Genomic DNA, 21,657 nt, shown 5'->3' with positions numbered 1-21,657 from the left:
AAAGGCATCGATCGTGAATCTCATGCGTCGGGCGCTGTTGGGGGCCCTGTGGGCCATGCTCGGCTGGAGGTCGTCATCAGCCAAGGAGCCCGGCCCTGCTTCCGGCGAGCAAACGCTGCAGGCCGAGGCCGAGGCATCGTCGGTGACACCAAGGCATGTCCTGTGTTTTCTAGGGCGGGATCGCGACCTGAGCCATCTGTCCGAGGCGGCATCGCAGGCGATCGCCGACTTCGCCACCGGATTCAGCATCGACGATGATTATTCGCAGGCCGAGCCGGATGATCGCATGAGCCGGTCATTCGACGTCTGCTGGGATCGGGTCGAACCCGATGCGTGGGGTCAGGCAGACGAGAAAGCCGTCGCCGATCATCAGTCGGTCCTCTACATCCTCGGCCCGAGCATGGCGCAGGCAGAGACGGTGAAGGTTTCGATGCTGGCACTCCGCCTCGTCGAATGTGTGATCGATGCGGGAGCTATTGCTGTGAAGGGCGAAAGCGCCGGCATCGCGCATGGCCTCGATCGGTGGCGAGAGCTGATCCGGCAGGGAACTGAGGCGCAGAATGCCGCGGACAGGCTGGCTCAGCAGCGGATCGGCCGGCTGGCCTTTGCAAAGCGGCCGCTCTCCGCACGGGGGTATCTCGAAAGCGTCGGCTTCCATCTCGTCGGACTACCGGATGTCTATGTGCCCGACACGGCCGGCAGCGAACGGGAGATCGTCGCGATCATCGATGCTGTCGCCGACGAGATCGCCGAGCGCGGTCTCAAGCCGACGCTGAAGGAACGCCGGGCGAGCCTCTCCTTCAATTCCACTTACGAAGTCGACGAGTTCAAGTTCAATCCATACGGCATTGTCAGGCTCGGCGGCTGAATGGGCCAATCTCGCGCCGGGGCTTTTGCTTGTCTCCTCCCTCGGGCGCATGGTTTGGCGATCCGGCGGGCGTCTTCGGCTTACTTGTAAGTGATCGTGTCGCTCACGCGCGGGCGGTTGAAGAAATAGCGGTCGAAACTGTAGCCGTTCTGGCCGGTGAAATTTGAGAAAAACGCCGAGACCGGCGTCGTCAATGTGTATTGCACCCGGGTCAGCACCACCTGCACGCCTTTTTCCTGGATTTTGGCGGGGATTGCGACTGCGCTCGCCGTGCCGGAATTCACCGCCGAGGTGTTGAGCGCGGCAGACCAGTTGACGGTCGCGCTGCCGCTCGTATTGACGTCGTTGACCGCGACCGTGATCGTCAGCTTGGTGGTTTCGTATGGCTGCAGGATGAAGCTGGCGCCGGAAAGCAGCTTGGCGACGTCGGACTTCGTCCAGGAGCTCTGCTGGGCAATCATGTCGCCCGTGGACGAGGCGATCTCGTCTATCTTGCGGCTGACCGTCAGCGCATGGCCGAGATCGGCGGTGCCGAACAGCAGCATCAGCAGGATTGGCAGCACGAGTGCGAACTCCACGCCCGAAGCAGCCGACCGGTCGCGCACAAGATGACGGATGCCGGACTGCGCGAAGCGGAAAAGGGACAGGCTCCGTTTCATGGTCATGTCAGAAAGGCTCGTTGCGGAATAGAGCGGAGGATCCGAGGAGATAGCGGCCGTCGGAAAGCTTGGCGCTCGACAGGTTGAAGAAACTGACGACGGCCGTCCATGGCATGAACGCCTGAACCAGGATGTAGTCGCTGCCCTTGCCGATATCATAAGTCTCGGTGACGGCGAGTTTGCCGCTGCTATCGATCGGATCGGTGTGGGCTGCGGACGACATGTCGGACAGCACGTTCACCTTGACGACGAGACCGCTGGAGCAGCCGAACGACAGAAGCATGTCTTCGCATATCTTGGCTTTGAAACTGGCCAATGTGATCTTGGAGGATGCCACCTCGCCGGTGCGGATCATCCGGGAGATCTTGTGCACCGAAGCGTCCAACGCGGAGTTCACGAAAAACATCAGCGACACTTCGATAATGCCGAACAATATGATGAAGAGCGGCAGGGCCAGGATCGCAAATTCGATCGCAGCAGCTCCTTTATTGTCGCCGATCAGGCGGCGCAGCGGCGCACACGGTTTTCTCAGTCTCATTGGGTCAGCCGCACGGAAGAGAGATATTGAGTGAAGAGCGCCGACAGGCCCTCCGTGATCTCGGTGGACGACGAGGCCGACAGGAACAGGCTCTTGGACGACGCACAGTCGGCCAGCGCATAGGGGATGTAGTCTCGCCTGGTGATGCTGGTCGACACGCCGCTCCGCATGGTGCCGCCCCAGTTGCTCTTCCAGTTGGCGCTCGCCATGGTTGAGCCGACGGTGTCATTGTAACCCCAGTCCGTAGTGATCGGCAGATATTCGGTATAAAGAACCGCCATGGTGGCGGACTTGTTTTTGACGTAGCCGCACCAGTCCGGGTTGAGTGGCGCCACCTTTTTCAAGTTGCTTGAGTTCTTAACCACCCATCCGCGCTGTGACTGAACGCCGTCTGTCAGCAGGAGAACCAGCTTGAGCGGATTTGCCGAAGAGGTGCCATCACCACCCGTGCCGACTATGTTCTGTAGTGCCGCTAAGGCGACGTCAAAATAGGTATAGTTCATCGAAGTTGCGCTTGTCAGACCGTAGCTGTCATCTGACAGGCGTTTGCGTGCGTTTGAAGTATCCAGGGTTGGAGCGAGAACTTCCTTGGTCGTATCACCCAAGCTGTATAGCCCGACCTTGATCCGTTCGTGATTGCTGTCGGATTCATCGATCATGTCGAGCACTTCTCGGACGGCGTCACCGGCGACATCGGCACGCAGCTTTATCTTCTTCTCGGTGCTATATTCATAGTTGTTGGCATACTTCTTATTGCCGACGGTGTGCGCATCACCCGTATGGCAGGCGAACTGGCAGCCGATGCCGGAATACATGGTCGATTGACCTGAAGTCGTAGCCGCCAGAAGCATCGACGGCGATCTGTCGATGACGATATAGACGTTGAGATAGGACGTCGCCGGCCCCTTGACGGCACTACCCACACTGACGGGGACGGTGTCGATATTGGCGATCTTCATGAACGTCGTCGGCACGGTGCCGCTTGCCGTCGCCGTGATGTTGTGATTGGTCGTATCGATGTCGATTTCGCCAAGCGTGTAGCTGTTTTCCACTTGCGCATGGAACCAGTCGGAAACCTTCGCCTTGAGGGCGTCGGTATCCGCGGTGTTGTTGATCTGCTTGACCGCGGCGATCAGAGCGGCGTCAAGGTCGCTCTGCATTTTCTGCCGGACATTGTAGCTGCGAATATAGTCAAAACTTGCGCCGACGGCGACGAGCATCGGCACCAGGGTGAGGGCAACGACGATCGCGACGTTACCGGTTCTGTCCCTTCCGAGGCCGCGAAGAGCGCGGAAATATCGACCCAATGAAAATGAAAGAGCTGACTTCAAAAAACCACCGCCGCGCAGCACATCAAAAAATACTAATGCAAGATGTATCCTGGAAACTTAAGCCTTTGTTAAAACTTGCAAGTTCAGGCGGGAAACGGGTTTCCCGCGCGTCGTTTGCTGCGTGTATCGGACATGTTTGCGAATTATGGATATTCGTGCAACGCCGCCCCACCGCCTTTCACGGCGCCGATCACGCCTCTAGCGGGCACGATGTCCGCGCCCTCAGCGCTGCATCAGCAAGTCATGCAAACGTTTCTGAACCTCTTGCGCAGACATATTCCTGCTATTGAAGAAATCGCCCACCACGGCGATCCAGCCCTCCGACATCTGGGTCGGCATGGCCTGGGATTGGGCGCTGACTTCACCCTTCTTTGCCTTGATCATCTCCAGCCCAAGCTTGCCGCAACGATCGAGCCCGGACGGATCGACATCGGTGCGCACCGGCAAGGACCCCTTGATCCGGCTGAAGGCGACCTGATTGTCGCGGTCGAGCACCATGCGTGCGAAGGCCTGCTGAGCTTCCGCCGTGCCGTCCCGATTGGTCAGCGGAAAGGCAAAGGCATCGATCACCATGAAATAGGCGATGGACGTGCCGGGAACGAGGCTGCAATCGAAATCCTTGTCGACGCTGTAGCCGCGCGCCACAAGTTCGCCCTTGGCCCAGTCGCCCATGAACTGCATGCCGGCCTTGCCCTGGCCCACCGCCGCCGTGGCATCGGCCCATGTCTTGTCCTTGCGCTGCTCGATCGGCTCCACATAGTTGGATAGGCGCAACAACAGTTCCAGAGCTTCGATCATGCGCGGGTCCTGCACCAGGGCGGCATCGCCGCTCATCAGACGGGCGTAACCCTCTGGCCCGAACTTGTGATAGATGATGTCGTTGAAGATGAGTGACACTTCCCACCGCGTGCCGCCGAGCGCGACCGGCAGACGTCCCGTCGCCTTGATTTTTTCAGCCGCATCGAAGAGTTCGTCCCAGGACTGCGGCGTCTTCACGCCGGCGTCTGCCAGTGCCGCCTTGCTTGTCCAGAGCCAGTTTTCCGCATGGATATTGGTCGGCGCGAAATAGACCTTTCCCTTGTAGGAAATCCGGTCGAGAACTGTGGCCGGAATGACGCCCTGCCAATGATCCGCCTGTGCGACGTCATCTATATCCCGCACGATGCCCATTTCCGGCAGTTCGCGCGATCCCTCGTTTGCATTCCACTGCATCACTGCCGGTGCATATCCGTTGGCGATGCGATCGCTCACGACCCGCTGGACGGCGACCTTGTTTTCTGCCGGCATGTCGACCCACTGGTTGCCGGCTGCTGCCCAGGCCCTGCGGAAAACATCGAGCGCCGCAGCTTCGCTTTTCGATACCCAGAAATGCACGACGTCAACCGCTAGATCCTGCCCCTCGGCAGCCTGCCCCGCCGCAGCCTGTCCCGCGGGAGCTGCGGCCGCCAAAGCCGCAACAAACCACACCCGAAAGATTCCCCGTTTCATTCGCTTGCCCTCTTTTTATTGAACCCTGCCGCACCGTCCGTGCGCGCCTTGCTCAGGAGACAGTTTCAGCCCGCATGGTGCGTGGTCGCCGTGATAACCTGCTTGGCGCCGGCCGGCGTGCCAATCGTTCGACCGCCGCGTCAGCCGGTTCCGGCTTGGCGAACAGATAACCTTGGCCGATCTCACAACCGGCATTCAAAAGGAAATGACGCTGGACCTCGTCCTCAATGCCTTCGGCAACACACCTTTTGCCGAGGTTGCGGGCCAGGTCGATGATCGCCCGGATGATCTGCTCCGAGCGAACATCCTTGCCGATGTCGGCGACGAAGCTGCGGTCGATCTTGAGTTCGTCGAAGGGAAAGTCGCGCAGGTGCACGAGCGACGCAAAGCCGGTGCCGAAATCGTCGAGCGAGACCGACACTCCATGCTTGCGGAAACGAGAAATGGTCTCCGCGATCTGATTGGCGCCGCGATTGAGGAAGACGTCTTCCGTGACTTCGATGGCAAAGTCGAGCCAGTCGAGGCGGGTCGCTTCCACCGCTGCAGCGATGACGGTGTAACCATCGTCCCCGACCAGCAGGGCTTCCGGCAGATTGATGGCAACCGACCCGGCCTTGAGCCCGGCTGCCTTCCATGTCTTGAGATCGCGAGCGACCGTATTGACGATACAGCGCGTCATGCTTTGGATGAGATGGCCTTCCATGAGCGGCAGGAAGCGGCCGGGCGGCAGAATGCCGAGTTGGGGATGGCGCCAGCGCACCAGCGCCTCGAAGCCGAGATGCTCGCCGCTCTGCAGATTGACCTTCTGCTGGTAATAGACGACGAACTCGTCACGGTCTGCGGCGACGGCGAGAGCTGCTGCAAGCCGGTTCTGCTCCAGACGCTGGGCGAAGGATGCTTCATCGAAAATGACGGCGGTGTTTCGCTTGGCCTTGGCGGCGTAAAGCGCCAGATCTGCAATGCGCATAAGTGTCGCCTCGTCCGACGCATGGCCTGGCACGAGCGCGCCGCCGAGGCTGGCCGAAACCGGCAGCAACCGGCCTTCGAAATGACATTCCGTTGCAATGGCGGCGACTGCGCGCTCGGCAATTCCCTCAAGCGTTGCCGCATCCGAAATGCCGGGAAGCAGAGCAGCAAATTCGTCACCGCCAAGCCGCGCAACCATGTCGCCGGCGCGAAAAGTCTTCTGTAAAGCACTGGCGACGTGACTGAGAACCGCGTCGCCTGCCGGATGGCCAAAACTGTCGTTGGTGGCCTTGAAGTGGTCGAGATCGACCAGCAGCATCGAAAAGCCCGCTCCCGTCCGCTCAAGGGAAGCAAACAGCCCGTTCAGCGCCTCATTGAACGACGATCGGTTGCCGAGGCCCGTCAGCGTGTCGGTATGGGCCAGATGCGTCAGCTTGATCTCGAAATCGAGGGTTCGCCGATGCTCGGTGCGCAGCTTGACGAGGAGCGGTATGAAAAGAATGAGAGTGGCCAGGATGAGCGTGGCTGCGGTCAGGGTGAGGAGCACCGCGCTGATCAGGCGGGTATGATCGATGCTCATATCGCTCCGGTCATGCGCACTCTCGATCAAGGCGCCGAACTGACGCATCAGCATGCTGTCGGATGAAACAGCGAAGTCGATCGGTCCCCAGAAGCTGTATCGCTCCCGCCGATCCAGCAATTTCGCGGACACGACGCGTTCAGCCCTTCCAAGGAAATCCTCCAGCCGCCCGTCGAGTTCCACGCGCAATTTTTCAGATGCCGCATCCCGGCCGTTCAGCCGTTCGAGAAGATTTGCGTCCACCGCGATATTCAACGCGTTCAACTGTGCGCTCATCGCGCGGATATCGTCGATCGCTTTTTGAACGTCCTCGACCATCGGCCTGACGATATATTCCGGCATATTCGGATCGGCCGAAGCGCGCATGATCGCTCGCGTCTGATTGGCAAGCTGCTGGAAACGAATGAACTGGCGTCCGATCAGATAGCTGATGTTTTGCTGCAGGGAATGGCGATCGAGCGCTACCTTGACCGTCAGAAAGGTTGCCCCGATCAGAACCGTCATGACGACGACGGCGATGACGTAATGCCGCCCGATGGAGCGGATATATTTCGCCACGGAGGAATGGGATTCGCCTGATGGCATCACCCCGTTTTCCAAATCCGATCCCACCACCATTCGCGCTCCATCAGGAAAAATAAAAGCCGGCCAAGCAGCCTCCGGCGGGCGGAGGTTGCGTCACGATCACTATCTAGAGATTGGCCATCATGGCCGCGGTCCGCGCATCGACCGCCGGAGAGTAGGCTGCACGTCGCTGATGTGCGCTCTCCGGACCGCTGCCGTTATCGGCGCCGGTGTGACACCAAGGCCGGAGGCTTTCAGCGAACGAATTTGGACGCGTCAACAGTTCCAGACGGGAATGCTGTAGGCGCTGCCCTTGGGATAACGGCTGTCATGCGCATGAGAATTATCGAACATTTCCACCTCTGAACGCACGCCACCTCGATTGATGAAAGCGTGGATTTCTGGCTCGTCTCTGAACCCGTCATCATGGCGGAGAAGTACAAGCAGCACCTCATTCGGTGACCCAAATTTGTCGATGGTCTGGTTTCAGAAGCGTAAACACTTTTATGAAAACGCAACGAAACCAGTTCCTTGCATGGAAGCCGGCGCGAAAGCGTCGTGATTTGGCCAGTGGGTTCGGATTTTGGATAACGGAGGCGCGTTTGTGGGCCGATCTGATCGTGCGACCTCCTCAGCTGGCTCATTTCCGCAACGCTGGCGAGGCGACGGCAGCCGGGAGCGGATTGTGAGAATGGTGGATATCCATATTGCGCAGCTCGATCCGTATCGCGCGTCGAAAGTGACGGCGGCACCGGAGACGGCAGCAATCTCTTAAATTTTGTCTCCGCATATTCAGGTCGAAGCCGAAGTGCTCGGTCCTCGCGGACCGATGCCATTGCGGCGATATCTTCGGATCGCTGTTTTCGCCTCAAATGACTTGGGCGGCCTTTCCGAGAAAATTCTCGATTGGATGGATGATGCATTCGGTTGATGTCCATGGTGAGGAGATCCGTCATGACGTTGTCCCAATCGCTTTCGCAGCCGGCCGCTGTCGTCGATATTAGCGAACACAAGCAGGCGGAGCGCGAGCTCAGGAAGGCGCTTGAATTCGCCGAGGGGATCATCGCCGCCATACCGGATGTTCTTTTCGAGGTGGACGAGGGCGGCCGTTATCTTCAGGTCTGGACAAGAAACCCCGAACTGCTGGCCCAGCAGAAGGAGATGCTGCTCGGCAGGACGATCAACGACGTTCTAGCGCCGGACCAGGCGACCATCGCGATGGAGGCTCTGCACGAGGCCGGCAGAGAGGGAGCTGCCTACGGCCGATGCATTTGCATTTCCCTGCCCAATGGTGAGACGCGATGGTTCGAGCTATCGATAGCCAAGCGGCCGAGCGCCGATCCGGGGGCGGCCACCACGCTCCTGGCGTTCTCGCGGGACATTACCGAGCGAAAACAAGCCGAAGACGCCATCAACCTCATGCGAATGCAGTTGCTGAGCGTGCTTCAGACCATGCCCGATATGGTCTGGGTCAAGGACATGGACGGAGTCCATGTGATGTGCAACCACGCCTTCGAACGGCTGACCGGATTGGCCGAAGCGGACGTCGTCGGAAAAACGGATTTCGAGCTGTTCGATATTGACAGGGCCCGGTACTTCCGGGACTCGGACAAGGCGGCGGTCGAGGCGGGAAAGTGCATTATCAGTGACGAGGAATGGGTCGTTTCCAAGGAGAAGGGCCAATCTGTTCTTCTTGAAACACGCAAGGTGCCGATTATCGATGCAGGGGGAGACATCGTCGGGGTTCTCGGCGTAGCGCGAGATGTGACCGAGTTGAACGTCTCGCGCCAGAAAATCCACCAGATGGCCTTTTACGATCCGTTGACCTCGTTGCCCAACCGGTCGCTGTTCAACGATCGGCTGCGGCAGATGATCACCTCGGCCGGATCGCGAGGCCAGCGGGCCGGCTTAATGCTGATCGACATCGACCATTTCAAGGTGGTCAACGATACGATGGGCCACCCCGTCGGCGATGATTTGCTCTGCCAGGCGGCCGCCCGTCTCAATGCGAGCGTGCGCGATTATGACACCGTCGCCCGTCTCGGCGGCGACGAATTCGCGATCCTGTTGCCGGATATCAGCCAAGGCGACGATCTCGGCCGGATTGCCAACAATATCCTCGATAAGTTCAGGGAACGCTTCCTGCTGGATGGCCAGGAGGTCTTCATTTCTTGCAGCGTCGGCATCGCGCTCTATCCCAATGACAGCGCCGATGCCAACGACCTTGTGAAATACGCCGACTCGGCGATGTATCTCGCCAAGCGCTCCGGGCGAAACAGTTTTCGCTTCTACTCGAAGGATCTGACGGCAAATGCCGAAGAGCGGATGCGGCTGGAATCGGAATTGCGCCGTGCGATCGAGCGCGGCGAACTGGAGCTGCATTACCAGCCGAAGGTGCTTCTGGACAGCGGCGCAATGGTCGGCTGCGAAGCCTTGCTGAGATGGCGCCACCCCGAAATGGGCATGATTCCTCCCACCCGTTTCATTCCGGTTGCGGAAGACACCGGGCTGATCGTGGAACTCGGGCGATGGGTGCTGCGCGAGGCGTGCCAGACGGCGGCCGAATTGAACGCCGATGGCCAGACACCGCACAAGGTGGCGGTCAACCTGTCGGTCAAACAATTCCAATCCGCCGGACTGGTGAGGTCGATCGTCGAAATTCTCGGCGAGACCGGTTGCCGCGCGGAATGGGTCGAAATCGAAATAACCGAAAGCCTTCTGCTCGATCAGAAGGACGAAACGCTACAGGCGCTCTCCGAACTCCGAAGCATGGGATTTTCGATCGCCATCGACGATTTCGGCACCGGCTATTCGGCACTGAACTATCTGGCGCGCTTTCCGATCGACACGCTGAAGATCGACCGGTCGTTCATCAACAGCACCGACAGACGGAACGAGGAACTGGTGAAGGCGATCCTCTCCATCGCGCGCTGTCTCGGGCAGAGTGTGGTGGCAGAGGGCGTCGAAACCGCCGAGCAGGCAGCTTTCCTGGCGGCAAACGGATGCGGCTCGGCGCAGGGGTTTCTTTACAGCAAAGCCGTGCCCAAGGCTGATATCATCGCCCTGTGGCTGCGTTCTCCGGCTGGTGGCGCCAATCCAAGCGAGCGGGTTTGCGGGTCAATTCCATCCTAAGAAGGCATTGACCGGGTGCAACTCGTTCAGTGTACGTCCTTTTGATCTCCCGCGGCTTTGTCTGTGCCTGAAAGCCTGGCCTTGAGTTTCGCAGTCAACCATCTCGCCGCCGGTCCCGGCGGGTTTGCGACGTTGCGGATCACATGGATCGGGTACTCGCTTTGGTCGAAGGCCGGAAACTGTAGGTGGACGAGGCGGCCATCGGCGAGATCATCCCTGGCCAGGGATGCCGGAAGCCCGCCCCAGCCCAATGCGCCGCGGATATAGAGATGTTTTGTCGCATTGTCGCTGACCCGCCAGGTCTTCAGCGAAAACACGTTGAAATCGCGTCCCTTCGTCAAGCCCGAAGCGTCGTAGACGACGAGCTGGGTTTCGTCCCGCACATCGGCGAGGGTCATCGGCCGGCGCAACTTTCCAAGCGGATGATCGGGGGCGGCGACAGGGATCATCGCCGCCTGGCCGATCCGTTCGAAAACGATCTGATCGTTCCTTGTCGCCATGGCGCCGCCAAAGCCGACGACGGCCCTGCCATTGATAACCGCATCCATGACCATCCCCAGTGTGCCAACCGTCACATTCAGCGAAACTGTGGGATAGTGACTGCGGAAGGCACGCAGGGTGTCGACGACGATGTCCGACGGCACGAAAGCGCTCATCGCCACATTGAGTTCGGCCTCCAGCCCGTCGCTCAAGGCCTGGACGCGCGCCCGCATCAGGTCGAGATCGCCCAGCAGCCGGCGGGCATCCTCGAGCACCGACCTGCCGGCTTCAGTCAGTTGCGGCCGCTTGGTGCCGGAGCGGCTGAAAAGCGCCACCCTGAGCTGAGCTTCGAGATTGGCGATCGTATAGCTGACGACCGACTGCGTTCGGTTGAGGGCGCGGGAGGCGGCTGAAAAACTGCCTTTCTCCACCACGGTCAGAAATACTTGAAGCTGATCCAATGTCGGGTGGGGCTGCATTCTCATCGATCCAAACGATAAATTTCTTCGAAAATATACCGGTTTTCGCGATGAGCCTCCAGCTTTATCTGTGTGGCTCGGTCGCGATCGCAAGTCGGTTCGGCGCGCCGCCATTGTTCAAGAGAGGTTCGAATGTCCAACATCACCACCGTTTCTTCTGCACCGCCTGCGGGAAAATTGCTCCGGATCGGGTTATGGGCCGCGCAGGTGCTGACCTTTGCCGCTTTCACTTTGTTCGGCTGCATGAAATTCTTCATGCCGGTCGATCAACTGGCGGCGATGTGGGTTTGGCCTGGCCAGGTTCCTGCATGGTTCCTGCGTCTGATGGGGATTATCGATTTTGCCGGCGGAGTGGGCGTCCTGCTGCCGGCCTTGACCCGGATCCAGCCGCGTCTGACCGTGCTTGCGGCGCTTGGCTGCGTGCTGCTGCAGATCGCTGCGATGATCTTTCATCTCTCCCGCGGCGAAGCGCCGGCCTTGCCGCTCAACGTCATCCTGCTTGCGCTTTCAGCATTCATCTTCTGGGGTCGCGGCAAGAGGGCGCCTATCGCGCGGCGCGGGTAGCGATGCCGAGTGATCGCCTGGCTGTTGCGGCAATTCATGGTTGTGGTATCCGATTGTCGCAGGCTTGTCCAATTGGCGCAGCAAAGCCCCAACGTGAGACTGCCACGAAGGCGAAAGTAGGGATTTGTTAAGGCTGGCGCGGCGTTTATGACCTGGCGAACACACGCAACTCGCTGACATGAAGAGCGAGGATGTTCCGGTCGATCGGCAATGAAACGCGCCGCATCCCCTTAGCCGTCGGAGCTGGAGACATGAGCGTTTCCTGTCCGCCAAAACAACCAAACAAAGAATGCAAATGGCTGAAATCATCCTCTTTCCAAACCCGGTCTCCAACACTGCGATAGACACTCCCGACCTGGAGGTCGCGGGCGAACCGTCCGGCAATCCGGAAATGGAACAGATGCTCCAGGCGCGCGCCCGGATCCGAAATGTTTTGAACGAACTCGATAGGCTGAGCGGAGAGCTGCAAGCCTGCTCCTTGTCGACGGGCGCGTAGGATCGCAACCGTGTCATTCGGGGTGACGATCCTCGTCTGAACGCCGAGGACATCGGCTTTCCCAGTGCCGAGAATGGGGCGCTTCCCGGCGATGATCTCGGCGCCATTGAATCTGAACGAAGGGCAAGCCGCAAACTCCTTGCATGATTTCACATCGACACCCATTGCCTTTGGCAGCATGGGAATATCAGCCGCGACGTCGCGAGCGCGGGTTGGCAGGCTGATATCGCCGTGTTCTGAAACCTTCCCCGCTATAAAGATTCGCTATGGCGGCAGAAGCGAGTTGTGTTGGCCATGCGGCAACGGATGAACCTACTCTGACAGCGTCAGCAGAAGACTGGCGCAACAAGAACCGCGGCAAAGCGGCATTTGAGCACATGACGGCAGGGGCCGATCAGACGTGTCCAACAAACGGAGTGGGAACCATGAACAAGACTTCGACGCGCCGGGCATTTTGCATTTCCACGGCAATCCTTTCCTTCACCGCGCTCATGGCCGGCGTCTCGCACCAAGCTCTCGCCGCCGATGAAACGATCAGGCTCGGCCTGGTATCGCCGATGAGCGGGCCGAATGCCCGTTACGGCGCGTTTTCGCTGCACGGCGCCGAGCTGGCCGTCAAGGAAATCAACGATGCCGGCGGCATCGACGGCCGCAAGATCGAAATCTTTTCCGCCGACAGCCAGGGAACGCCGGTCGAAGGTGTTTCGGCAACCCGCCGCCTGATCGACCAGGACAAGGTCAACTATATCATCGGCGACGTTTCGAGCTCGGTCACGCTGGCGATGCAGCCGGTTGCCGAAGATGCGGGCGTGCTTCTGCTGAACGCCGCATCGTCCAACCCGAAGATCACCTATGGCGCCGGCGTCGGCGGCTACAAGTGGACCTTCCGCAATTATCCGACAGACGAGAACCGGGCGCTGATCGTGGCGAAATATGCCGCCGAGCAGCGCGGTTTCACCAAATTCGCGGTTCTCTCGGTCGACAGCGATTATGGTCGTTCGGCGATCACCTTCACCAAGAAATATCTGCCCGACTTCAAGGGCGAGATCGTCAGCGAGGACTATTACAAAGAAGGCGAAGTCGACTTCCGCAGCGTTCTCGCCAAGATCCGTGACAATGGCGCCCAGGCGATCATCATGTACGGTCTTGCCGACACCACACCGATCATCGCCCGTCAGATGCTCGAACTCGGTCTTGCCGGCAAGGTGACCCTGATCGGCAATGGCGAGTTCAATACCGAAAAGACCATCAAATCGGCGCCGAAGGTTCTTGAAGGCGCGGTCGAAGCCGCTGCATGGCTGCCGGCCTTCGATTCCCCCGAGAGCAAGGCTTTCGTGGAGAAGTTCACGGCCGCCTACAACGAGGCGCCGAACAACCACGCCTATGTCCACTGGGACACGGTTCACCTTCTCGCCCAGGCGATCAAGGAAGCCGGCAGCCCGGACCAGGCCAAGGTGCGCGATGCGCTCTCCAAGATCAAATATAAGAGCGCCGTCGGAGAGGTGACTTTCGACGATCACAACCAGGCACGCCTGCCGATGATCCTGCTGCAGATCGAGGACGGCAAGCCGAGCATCAAAGGTGCCTATGCGGCGGATATCCAGTATCCTGCGAACTGATCCACCGTCGGGGATAGGACCATGTTCTCAACAATCCTTGAGCAGATTATCAACGGCATCGTGACGGGCTCCGTCTACGCCATCGTTGCGGTCGGCATGACAATGATATTCGGGGTGCTGAGGGCCATCAATTTCGCCCACGGCGAATATTACATGCTGGGAACGTTCGGGGCATGGTTCGCCATCGACTATCTCGGACTGTCCTATGAGGCCTCGATCGTCGTCGGCGTGCTGTCGACGATCGTCATCGCCTATGTAGTCGGCAAATTCGTGATGCAGCGCATGGTCGGCGCTCCGGCCGAATCCGGGGTGCTCGCCACGCTCGGCATCGCGCTCGTCCTGCAGAATACCGTCATCCTGGTCTTCGGCGGCGGCTACAAGTTCTTCTCGGGCGGCTACATCGAACCGGTGTCGATCCTCGGCTTCAGCCTGGCCGAGCAGCGCGTCATCATCCTCATCGTCTGCCTGATCGTGTTCATCGGCCTCGAACTGATGGTGACCTACACCAGGATGGGCAAATCCATGCGGGCGGTGTCGCAGAATGTCGAATGCTGCGAGGTGGTCGGCATCGACGTGCCGCAGGTCGTGCTCCGGACCTTCATCCTCGGCGCTGCCCTTGCCGCCCTTTCCGGGGTGCTGACGGCGCCGGTCAATGTCAGCGTCTATGGCGGCATGGGTGAGCTGATCACCTTCAAGACCCTGCCGATCATCATCATGGGCGGTCTCGGCAATGTGCGCGGCACCTTCTTCGCGGCGATGATCCTCGGGATCGCCGAGAGCCTGGTTGCCACCTATGTGGGACTGCAGTTCCGCGACACCGTCGGCTTCGCCACGCTGATCCTGATGCTGATGTGGCGCCCGCATGGACTGTTCTCGACGCAGGCGCGCTTCTGAGCGCGCTCGGCCGAACCTTTCTCGAATTTGAGGACTCGCTATGTCTCTCACGGAAGTCTCGCAATCACAGCAGCGTCGCGATCTTCGCCTGCCGCTCGGTTTGCTGCTGTTGTTGGCCGCGCTCTGCGCCCCCTTCGTCGCCAGCACCTATGTCGTCCACGCGCTGATCATCGCGCTGATCTTCATGCTGCCGGCGCATGGCCTCAATCTCCTGGTCGGCTACACTGGCCTGCTCTCGCTTGCCCAGGCCGCGTTTTTCGGCATCGGCGCCTATGCCTCGGGCTTGCTGGCCGTCACCTACGGCACGCCGTTCTACGTCAACGTCGCCGCTGCCGGGCTGGCGGCGGGCGCCATCGCCCTGCCTCTCGGCATCCCCGCCCTGCGGTTGCGCTCGACATCCTTCGTGATGTGTACGCTCGGCTTCGTGATCATCGGCCAGGCGATCGCCAAGAACTGGATTTCGCTCACCCGCGGCGATATGGGCCTCTCCAGCATACCGAAGCCGCATTTTGCGCTCGGGCCGCTGTCCTTCACCGTATCGGGCACGACGGCCTTCTATTATCTGGCGCTGACCGTCGGAATTCTGGCGACGCTCGCCGTCTGGATGATCGTCCGCTCGCCTGCCGGCCGCAATATGATCGCCATCCGCGAGAACGAGACGCTGGCCGAGTCCGTCGGTATCCCCACCTGGCGCTACAAGCTGATCGTCTTCATGCTGAGCGCCGTCTTCGCCGGCGTCGGCGGCAGTCTCTACGCGCATTATCTGACGGTGGTCAGCCCGCTGACCTTCCAGATGTATTATTCGACGACGATGCTGATCATCGTGCTCGGCGGCGGCGCCGGCACGATCTCGGGCGTCGTCTTCGGCAGCCTGCTGTTCGTCGGTCTGACCGAGGCCCTGCGTGTGACGCCCGGAACTTCGGATGATCGCCTACGGGCTCTGCCTGCTCGTCCTGGTCTTCTGGTTCAGAAAGGGTTTTGCCCCCGTGATCAACCGCCTCTGGGATTCGATCGGGAGCGCGAAATGACCGGTCTTCCCATTCTCGAAATCAGCAATCTCACGAAATCATACGGCGCGGTGAAGGCGGTCGACGATGTCAGCATCCATGTCGAGCGCGGCGAGATCGCCGGTTTGATCGGGCCGAACGGCTCGGGTAAATCGACCTTCTTCGATTGCAGCACCGGCCTCGGCAAACCCGATAGCGGCAAGGTGAGGCTCGACGGCCAGGATATCACCGGATGGTCGCTGAACCGGATCGCCCGCGAGGGGCGCATGCTGCGCTCCTTCCAGAAGACGGTCGTCTTCAAATCGCTCGACGTCGAGGAAAACCTGATCATTGCCGGGCAGATGTTCAGCTTCCCCTCTCTCTTCTCCACCTTCGGGATCGGCAAGCTGTCGCGCAGCCGGGTGTCGGGATTGCGGGAAAGGGCGCAGGAACTGATCAGAATGGCCGGATTGTGGGATGTGCGCAAACAGCCGGCCGGCAATCTTTCCGGCGGGCAGCAGAAGCTCATCCAGTTCGCCTCGATGTTGATGCCGGAGCCGAAGCTGATCCTGCTCGACGAGCCGATGGCGGGCATCAATCCGAAGATCATCGAGCGGGTGGTCGAGACCATCCTCTACGCCAACACATCGCTCGGCGTCAGCTTCCTGATCATCGAACACAATATCGATGTGGTGACCAGCATATGCCGGCGGGTGATCGTGCTCGACCAGGGGCGCAAGCTCGCCGAGGGTCTGCCACAGGAAATCATCAACGACCAGCGGGTCAGGGAGGCCTATCTCGGTGGCTGATTCAAACCTCTCGATCAAGGGCTTGCGCGCCGGCTACGGCTCCCTCGACATCCTGAACGGCGTCGATCTCGACGTGCCGGCAGGCCAGTTCGTGGCGCTGATGGGGCCGAACGGAGCGGGGAAATCGACACTTCTGAAGACGCTCTACGGCATGACGACGATCAAGGACGGCAGCATCGACTGGCGCGGCACGAATATAGCCGGCTACAAGTCGCGCGCCATTCTCGGTGAAGGCATCTCCTTCGTGCCGCAGGGCCGCTGCAATTTTCCGGTCATGACGGTGGACGAAAACCTGCAGATGGCGGCCTATACGCTGCGCGACGACAAAGTGAAGGCGGATCGGGACTATGTCTACGATCTGTTTCCGATCCTGAAGACCCGGCGCTCGACGCTGGCCGGCAATATGTCGGGCGGCGAGCAGCAACTGCTCGAAGTGGCGATGGCCGTCCTGCAGCGCCCGAAAGTGCTGCTGGTCGACGAGCCGTCGGTCGGCCTTTCGCCGGCGGCGATCGGCATCGTATTCAACGAGCTGCTGCGCCTGCATGCCGCCGGGCAGACCATTCTGCTTGTCGAGCAGAATACCAAGAAAGCCATGGAGGTCGCCGAACGCGCCGTGATCCTCCGGCTCGGCAAAGTCATCTGGGACGGCCTGCCGGGGGAGATCAGCCACGACGAACTCGGCGAGCTTTTCCTGACGGGCAAGATGCGCGGCGAGACCGAAGCCGTTCACTGAAACCCACGAAGAAATAAGGAAATATCCATGAGCACTTTCGTGCCCGCTTCACGCGTCTCCAGGATCAAGGTTTCGCCGAGCACGGCGGCTGCGGCGCGCGCTCGCGCGCTGAAGGCGGCCGGCCGCGACATCGTCGACATGACGGTCGGTGAGCCGGATTTCGATACGCCGGATCACGTCAAGGCCGCGGCCCATGCCGCGATCGACCGGGGCGAGACCAAATACACCGCCGTCAATGGCACGCCTTTGCTGCGCAAAGCAATCATCGGCAATTTCGAGCGGCGTCTCGGATTGCGATATGCCGATAATGAGATCTGTGTCGGCGGCGGCGCCAAGCAGATCCTGTTCCTCGCTCTGATGGCCAGCGTCGAGAACGATGCCGAGGTCATCATTCCGGCCCCCTATTGGGTTTCCTATCCCGATATGGTGATCGCCAACGAGGGCAAGCCGGTCATCGTGCAATGCCCGCAGGAACAGGGCTTCAAGCTGACGCCTGATGCTCTCGAAGCGGCGATTACGCCGAAGACCATGTGGCTGATCCTGAACGCGCCGTCGAACCCGACCGGTGCTGCCTATAGCCGCGACGAATTGCGGGAGATCGGCAAGGTGCTGCTGCGGCACCCCCAGGTCATGATTCTCTCCGACGACATTTACGATCAGGTTTGGTTCAAGGACGAGCCGATGACCACGCTGGTCGCAGCCGGGCCGGAACTGAAGGAGCGGGTGCTTCTCACCAACGGCGTGTCGAAATCCTATGCCATGACCGGCTGGCGCATCGGCTACGGAGCGGGGCCGGCGCCCTTGATCGCCGCCATCAACAAGCTGCAGTCGCAGATGTCGTCCTGCCCGTCCTCGGTCAGCCAGGCGGCGGCCGCGCATGCGCTCGCCTCTGACCAGAGCTTCGTTGCCGACAGCGTCAAGGTCTACAAGGAGCGGCGCGACTATGCCTGCCGGCGTCTGAACGCCGTGCCGGGCCTGTCGTGCCTCGTGCCGGACGGGGCCTTCTACCTCTTTCCGAACTGTGCCGGCGTGATCGGCAGGAGGACGCCGGAGGGCCAGGTGATCGAGACGGATCTCGACTTCGTCCTCTATCTTCTCGACGGCGTCGGCGTGGCGGCCCTGCAGGGCGCGGCCTACGGCCTGTCGCCGTATTTCCGCCTGTCGATCGCCACCTCGATGGACGCCATCACCGAAGCCTGTGACCGCATCGAGCGGGCGGTCGGCGAATTGCGTTGAATTCTGCGGCACGCGGGAGGGGCTTGCGCGTCTCCCGCCCGAGGTCTTAGGTTCCGTAAAACCGAAGCTTGAGGCCATGAGCGTAGATTTCAGAAAACTGCGAAGTTTCGTCAAGATCGTCGATACCGGCAGCGTTTCTCGCGCAGCCTCCCTGCTTCGCACCGCCCAGCCTGCGCTCTCCCAGCAGATCGCAGCACTTGAGGCCCACTTCAAGCACAAGCTTCTGATCCGAAGCAATGTCGGCATCACGCCGACCGAGGCCGGCCTGATCCTTTATCGGCATGCCCAACTGATGCTGAAGCAGATCGATCAGGCGCAGACCGACATCAACCAGGCGGCAAAGTCGGTGGCCGGGCGGGTATCGATCGGGCTTGCGACCTATTCGACGTCGAGCGCCTTGTCGCTTCCGATCCTGAAGGAAATGAAGGCCCGCCATCCCGACGTCGTCGTGCACATAAACGACAGTTTCGGCCATATCCTCAGCGAACTCATCATGACCGGCAAGATGGATATGGCGCTGATCTATGCCGCAGACCCCATCAAAGGCGTGACGCTCCAGCCGCTGTTTCGCGAGCAGATGTTCCTGGTATCGCCGCCGGGCATGGAATTGCCTGGTGATGCTTCCGAGCCCCTGCCGCTCGCATCGGTCGATGCCCTGCCGCTGCTGCTGCCGAGCAAAGGCCATCTGCTTCGCCGGCTCATCGACGAAGCGTTCGCCCGCGCCCGCGCCCATCCGCAGGTGCTGTCGGAGATCGAGTCGGTGCCGGCGCTCGACGCCGCGGTGCGCGAGGGGCTCGGCTCCACCATCCTTCCGGCATCGGTGGTGACCGAGACCTCCTATTTCGCCGGCACGCAGGTGCGGGCGCTGACCAAGCCCGTCATCGAAGCGACGGTCTCTCTCTGCGTCTCCGACCATCTGCCCCTGTCGGAGCCGGCGCTCGCGGCTCGGGCCGTCCTGCTGGAGATCGTGGCAAAGCTGATGAGCAGCCAGCATCAGGGCATCAAGACGGTTTAGGGCCGATCCTTTTCCGACCTCCTCTGCCATAAGCAAACCCTATGGCGGCAGACGGCAACTGTGTTAGCCAAGCCGGTCGCCGATCCCATAACCTCCTCAGAAGACATGAAGGTCTCCGAAACCGCATGAGACCACGGTTGCTTCGAGGGAAACATGGCAAAACTGGCATTCGACACTGGCGGCACCTTCACCGACTTCGCACTGCTGGATGATAATGGTGATCTCCACCTGCATAAGGTGCTGAGCACGCCGAAGAACCCGGCCGAAGCCGTCGTGCAGGGCGTGTCGGAACTCCTGGAGCAATTCTCCTCCGCCATCTCGATCGAGCATCTGCAGGTTTTGGGTGCGACGACGGTGGTGACGAATGCCGTGCTGGAGCGCAAGGGCGTCGAGACCAGCTTCATCACCACCGACGGCTTTCAGGATATGCTGCGCATCCGCAACGAAGGCCGCTACGACCTCTACGACCTCAACATCAAATACCCGGATCCTCTGGTCACGCGGTCGAACAGCTATGGCGCCGTCGAGCGCATCGCGGCCGATGGCGAGGTGATGACCGAACTCAAGGAAGAGACCGTCCGTGAAATCGCATCGCATCTGAAGAAGAGGGGCATCCGTTCCGTCGCCGTATGCCTGCTGCACGCCTATAAATATCCGCAGCATGAGCAGCGCGTGGCAGCCCTGTTGCGTGAGGAAGACCCCGATATTTTCGTATCGCTGTCGTCGGAAGTCTGCCCTGAGATGCGGGAATTCGACCGCGCCTCGACGACGGTCGTCAATGCCTATACCCGCCCGCAGATGGCCGGTCACGTTGCCCATCTTCAGCGCGAATTCGCTGCGAAAGGCATCGATCGCCAGGTCCTCTGGATGACCTCGTCGGGCGGCCTGGTGCCGAGCCGGCGCGCGGCCGAACTTCCTGTCCGCCTGATCGAATCCGGGCCTGCGGCCGGTGCCGTCGCCGCCGCCGAATTCGGGCGCATCGCCGGCGAGGGAAGCGTGCTCTCCTTCGACATGGGTGGCACCACCGCCAAGCTTTGCCTGATCCCGAACGGCGAGCCGACCGTTGGAACGGACCTCGAGGTCGCTCACTATCAGCGTTTCCGCAAGGGCTCGGGCTTTCCGCTGAAGATTCAGTCGATCCAGATGATCGAAATCGGCGCCGGCGGCGGTTCGATCGCGGCAAAGAACCCGCTTGGCCTCCTCGATGTCGGCCCGCATTCGGCACGCGCGATGCCGGGGCCGGCCGCCTATCAGCGCGGCGGCACGCAGCCGACGGTGACCGATGCGGATATCCTGCTCGGATATATGGGGACGGAGTCCTTCGTCGGCGGTTCCTTCAAAGTGTCGAAGGACGCCGCGCGCGAAGCGATGGCGGCACTTGCCAGATCGCTCGATGTCAGCGTCGACCGCTGCGCCTGGGGCATTCACGATCTCGTCAATGAATCCATGAGCAAGGCGGCGGCCATGCATGCCACCGATCTCGGTGTCGATCCCCGGTCGCTGCCGATGGTGGCATTCGGCGGCGCCGGCCCGGTGCATGCCTATGGGATCGCCCGCAAGCTCGGCATCAAGCGCATCATCTGCCCGACCGGGGCAGGCGTCACCTCGGCGATCGGCCTGCTGATCGCACCCGTCGCCGTCGATCTCTCCGCAAGCCATCCGATGCCTGTTGATAATTGGGATGTCGCCGCGGTCGACCGTCTGCTGGATGATCTGGCTGCGCAGGGCGCCGAAGTGGTTTCCGCCGCCGGTGTCGCCAAGGAGACGATCACCAACCGCTACACGGTCGATATGCGCCATGTCGGCCAGGGGCACGAGATCACGGTGGTTCTGCCCGATCGCGGCCTGCCGAGGCAAGAATTCCTCAAGCAGTTGCTCGCCAATTTCTACAAGCTCTATCGAGAGCTGTTCGGCCGCACGGTCAACGCATCCGTCGAGGTCATCACCTGGCGGCTTCGCGCCAGCGGCGAAAAGGACCGGGTGACCCGGCCTCATGACGTCAAGGCCGCCGATGCGTCGAAGGGGCAGCGCCAGGTCTATTTCCAGGAACTCGGCGCCTATGCCGAGACACCTGTCTACGACCACTACCGGCTTCCGGTGGGGCGCGAATTCGCAGGGCCGGCGATCGTCGAGCAGCGCGAATCCACGGCCGTCGTCGGGCCAAGCGGCGTCTTCCACGTCGATGCCAACGGCAACCTCGTCATCAACATTCAGTAAGGC

The 21,657-nt window shown here is 60.7% G+C and carries 17 protein-coding genes and 1 pseudogene; 11 read left to right on the top strand and 7 right to left on the bottom strand.

What is annotated here, in order from left to right; all coding sequences use genetic code 11:
• Nucleotides 1-13: 13 nt before the first annotated feature.
• Complete coding sequence (locus AF337_RS10205) at nucleotides 14-868, top strand: hypothetical protein (protein ID WP_049732157.1); 855 nt, start codon at nucleotides 14-16, stop codon at nucleotides 866-868.
• Nucleotides 869-948: 80 nt separating this feature from the next.
• Here AF337_RS10205 and AF337_RS10200 read toward each other — a convergent pair whose 3' ends face one another.
• The 5 genes from AF337_RS10200 to AF337_RS10180 all read right to left on the bottom strand — a co-directional run bounded on the left by AF337_RS10200 (nucleotide 949) and on the right by AF337_RS10180 (nucleotide 7,048).
• A complete protein-coding gene (locus tag AF337_RS10200; RefSeq protein ID WP_049732098.1) occupies nucleotides 949-1,533 on the bottom strand; it encodes a TadE/TadG family type IV pilus assembly protein in 585 nt (194 codons plus the stop codon).
• A 1-nt stretch (nucleotide 1,534) separates the two neighbouring features.
• Complete coding sequence (locus AF337_RS10195) at nucleotides 1,535-2,065, bottom strand: TadE/TadG family type IV pilus assembly protein (RefSeq protein ID WP_049732097.1); 531 nt, start codon at nucleotides 2,063-2,065, stop codon at nucleotides 1,535-1,537.
• Nucleotides 2,062-3,417, bottom strand: a complete 1,356-nt coding sequence (locus AF337_RS10190) for a TadE/TadG family type IV pilus assembly protein (protein WP_425287885.1) — start codon at nucleotides 3,415-3,417, stop codon at nucleotides 2,062-2,064. The genes AF337_RS10195 and AF337_RS10190 overlap by 4 nt, the downstream gene beginning before the upstream one ends.
• Nucleotides 3,418-3,618: 201 nt before the next feature.
• The gene (locus AF337_RS10185) at nucleotides 3,619-4,884 is read right to left on the bottom strand and encodes an ABC transporter substrate-binding protein (RefSeq protein WP_049732096.1); all 1,266 of its coding nucleotides are present in this window, start codon (nucleotides 4,882-4,884) and stop codon (nucleotides 3,619-3,621) included.
• 52 nt (nucleotides 4,885-4,936) lie between these two features.
• A complete protein-coding gene (locus AF337_RS10180) occupies nucleotides 4,937-7,048 on the bottom strand; it encodes a putative bifunctional diguanylate cyclase/phosphodiesterase (RefSeq protein ID WP_049732095.1) in 2,112 nt (703 codons plus the stop codon).
• A 900-nt stretch (nucleotides 7,049-7,948) separates the two neighbouring features.
• Here AF337_RS10180 and AF337_RS10175 point away from each other — a divergent pair.
• Nucleotides 7,949-10,126, top strand: coding sequence for a putative bifunctional diguanylate cyclase/phosphodiesterase (locus tag AF337_RS10175; protein ID WP_049732094.1), 2,178 nt, complete (start codon nucleotides 7,949-7,951; stop codon nucleotides 10,124-10,126).
• A 26-nt stretch (nucleotides 10,127-10,152) separates the two neighbouring features.
• Here AF337_RS10175 and AF337_RS10170 read toward each other — a convergent pair whose 3' ends face one another.
• The gene (locus AF337_RS10170) at nucleotides 10,153-11,085 is read right to left on the bottom strand and encodes a LysR family transcriptional regulator (protein WP_049732093.1); all 933 of its coding nucleotides are present in this window, start codon (nucleotides 11,083-11,085) and stop codon (nucleotides 10,153-10,155) included.
• A 132-nt stretch (nucleotides 11,086-11,217) separates the two neighbouring features.
• Here AF337_RS10170 and AF337_RS10165 point away from each other — a divergent pair, with 132 nt between their 5' ends.
• A complete protein-coding gene (locus AF337_RS10165; protein ID WP_049732092.1) occupies nucleotides 11,218-11,649 on the top strand; it encodes a DoxX family protein in 432 nt (143 codons plus the stop codon).
• 145 nt (nucleotides 11,650-11,794) lie between these two features.
• Here AF337_RS10165 and AF337_RS43210 read toward each other — a convergent pair whose 3' ends face one another.
• Entirely contained in the window at nucleotides 11,795-12,325 is a 531-nt protein-coding gene (locus AF337_RS43210) for a hypothetical protein (protein ID WP_049732091.1), read from the bottom strand.
• 245 nt (nucleotides 12,326-12,570) lie between these two features.
• On the opposite strand from AF337_RS43210, the gene AF337_RS10155 reads away from it, so the two are divergent.
• From AF337_RS10155 to AF337_RS10120, 8 genes and pseudogenes are all read left to right on the top strand, one after another.
• Nucleotides 12,571-13,764 carry an ABC transporter substrate-binding protein gene (locus AF337_RS10155; protein WP_049732090.1) on the top strand — a complete coding sequence of 398 codons (1,194 nt, stop codon included), beginning with the start codon at nucleotides 12,571-12,573 and terminating at the stop codon, nucleotides 13,762-13,764.
• 21 nt (nucleotides 13,765-13,785) lie between these two features.
• Complete coding sequence (locus tag AF337_RS10150) at nucleotides 13,786-14,658, top strand: branched-chain amino acid ABC transporter permease (protein WP_049732089.1); 873 nt, start codon at nucleotides 13,786-13,788, stop codon at nucleotides 14,656-14,658.
• Between the two features lie 40 nt (nucleotides 14,659-14,698).
• Nucleotides 14,699-15,686 (top strand): annotated as a pseudogene (locus tag AF337_RS10145) (branched-chain amino acid ABC transporter permease).
• Nucleotides 15,683-16,453 (top strand): ABC transporter ATP-binding protein, encoded by a 771-nt coding sequence (locus tag AF337_RS10140; protein WP_049732088.1) that lies wholly within the window; start codon nucleotides 15,683-15,685, stop codon nucleotides 16,451-16,453. Before AF337_RS10145 ends, AF337_RS10140 begins: the two are co-directional and overlap by 4 nt.
• Nucleotides 16,446-17,186 carry a branched-chain amino acid ABC transporter ATP-binding protein gene (locus tag AF337_RS10135; RefSeq protein ID WP_049732087.1) on the top strand — a complete coding sequence of 247 codons (741 nt, stop codon included), beginning with the start codon at nucleotides 16,446-16,448 and terminating at the stop codon, nucleotides 17,184-17,186. The genes AF337_RS10140 and AF337_RS10135 overlap by 8 nt, the downstream gene beginning before the upstream one ends.
• 27 nt (nucleotides 17,187-17,213) lie before the next feature.
• Complete coding sequence (locus tag AF337_RS10130; RefSeq protein WP_049732086.1) at nucleotides 17,214-18,422, top strand: aspartate transaminase; 1,209 nt, start codon at nucleotides 17,214-17,216, stop codon at nucleotides 18,420-18,422.
• A 76-nt stretch (nucleotides 18,423-18,498) separates the two neighbouring features.
• Nucleotides 18,499-19,437 (top strand): nitrogen assimilation transcriptional regulator NAC, encoded by a 939-nt coding sequence (gene nac / locus AF337_RS10125; protein ID WP_049732085.1) that lies wholly within the window; start codon nucleotides 18,499-18,501, stop codon nucleotides 19,435-19,437.
• 153 nt (nucleotides 19,438-19,590) lie between these two features.
• Nucleotides 19,591-21,654 carry a hydantoinase/oxoprolinase family protein gene (locus AF337_RS10120; protein ID WP_049732084.1) on the top strand — a complete coding sequence of 688 codons (2,064 nt, stop codon included), beginning with the start codon at nucleotides 19,591-19,593 and terminating at the stop codon, nucleotides 21,652-21,654.
• The last annotated feature ends 3 nt before the right edge of the window (nucleotides 21,655-21,657 follow it).

This window comes from Rhizobium ecuadorense (assembly GCF_001187535.1).
In the GTDB taxonomy this organism is placed as follows: domain Bacteria; phylum Pseudomonadota; class Alphaproteobacteria; order Rhizobiales; family Rhizobiaceae; genus Rhizobium; species Rhizobium ecuadorense.
Note: the sequence above shows the minus strand (reverse complement) of the source record. Positions and strands in the feature narration are given on the sequence as shown.

What these genes read in the sequence shown, in the direction of transcription:
- AF337_RS43210 (WP_049732091.1), bottom strand. Translation starts at nt 12,325, where the DNA reads ATGCTGCCAAAGGCAATGGGTGTCGATGTGAAATCATGCAAGGAGTTT.
- AF337_RS10175 (WP_049732094.1), top strand. Translation starts at nt 7,949, where the DNA reads ATGACGTTGTCCCAATCGCTTTCGCAGCCGGCCGCTGTCGTCGATATT.
- AF337_RS10140 (WP_049732088.1), top strand. Translation starts at nt 15,683, where the DNA reads ATGACCGGTCTTCCCATTCTCGAAATCAGCAATCTCACGAAATCATAC.
- AF337_RS10120 (WP_049732084.1), top strand. Translation starts at nt 19,591, where the DNA reads ATGGCAAAACTGGCATTCGACACTGGCGGCACCTTCACCGACTTCGCA.
- AF337_RS10185 (WP_049732096.1), bottom strand. Translation starts at nt 4,884, where the DNA reads ATGAAACGGGGAATCTTTCGGGTGTGGTTTGTTGCGGCTTTGGCGGCC.
- AF337_RS10200 (WP_049732098.1), bottom strand. Translation starts at nt 1,533, where the DNA reads ATGACCATGAAACGGAGCCTGTCCCTTTTCCGCTTCGCGCAGTCCGGC.
- nac (WP_049732085.1), top strand. Translation starts at nt 18,499, where the DNA reads ATGAGCGTAGATTTCAGAAAACTGCGAAGTTTCGTCAAGATCGTCGAT.
- AF337_RS10195 (WP_049732097.1), bottom strand. Translation starts at nt 2,065, where the DNA reads ATGAGACTGAGAAAACCGTGTGCGCCGCTGCGCCGCCTGATCGGCGAC.
- AF337_RS10180 (WP_049732095.1), bottom strand. Translation starts at nt 7,048, where the DNA reads ATGGTGGTGGGATCGGATTTGGAAAACGGGGTGATGCCATCAGGCGAA.
- AF337_RS10130 (WP_049732086.1), top strand. Translation starts at nt 17,214, where the DNA reads ATGAGCACTTTCGTGCCCGCTTCACGCGTCTCCAGGATCAAGGTTTCG.
- AF337_RS10155 (WP_049732090.1), top strand. Translation starts at nt 12,571, where the DNA reads ATGAACAAGACTTCGACGCGCCGGGCATTTTGCATTTCCACGGCAATC.
- AF337_RS10165 (WP_049732092.1), top strand. Translation starts at nt 11,218, where the DNA reads ATGTCCAACATCACCACCGTTTCTTCTGCACCGCCTGCGGGAAAATTG.
- AF337_RS10150 (WP_049732089.1), top strand. Translation starts at nt 13,786, where the DNA reads ATGTTCTCAACAATCCTTGAGCAGATTATCAACGGCATCGTGACGGGC.
- AF337_RS10170 (WP_049732093.1), bottom strand. Translation starts at nt 11,085, where the DNA reads ATGCAGCCCCACCCGACATTGGATCAGCTTCAAGTATTTCTGACCGTG.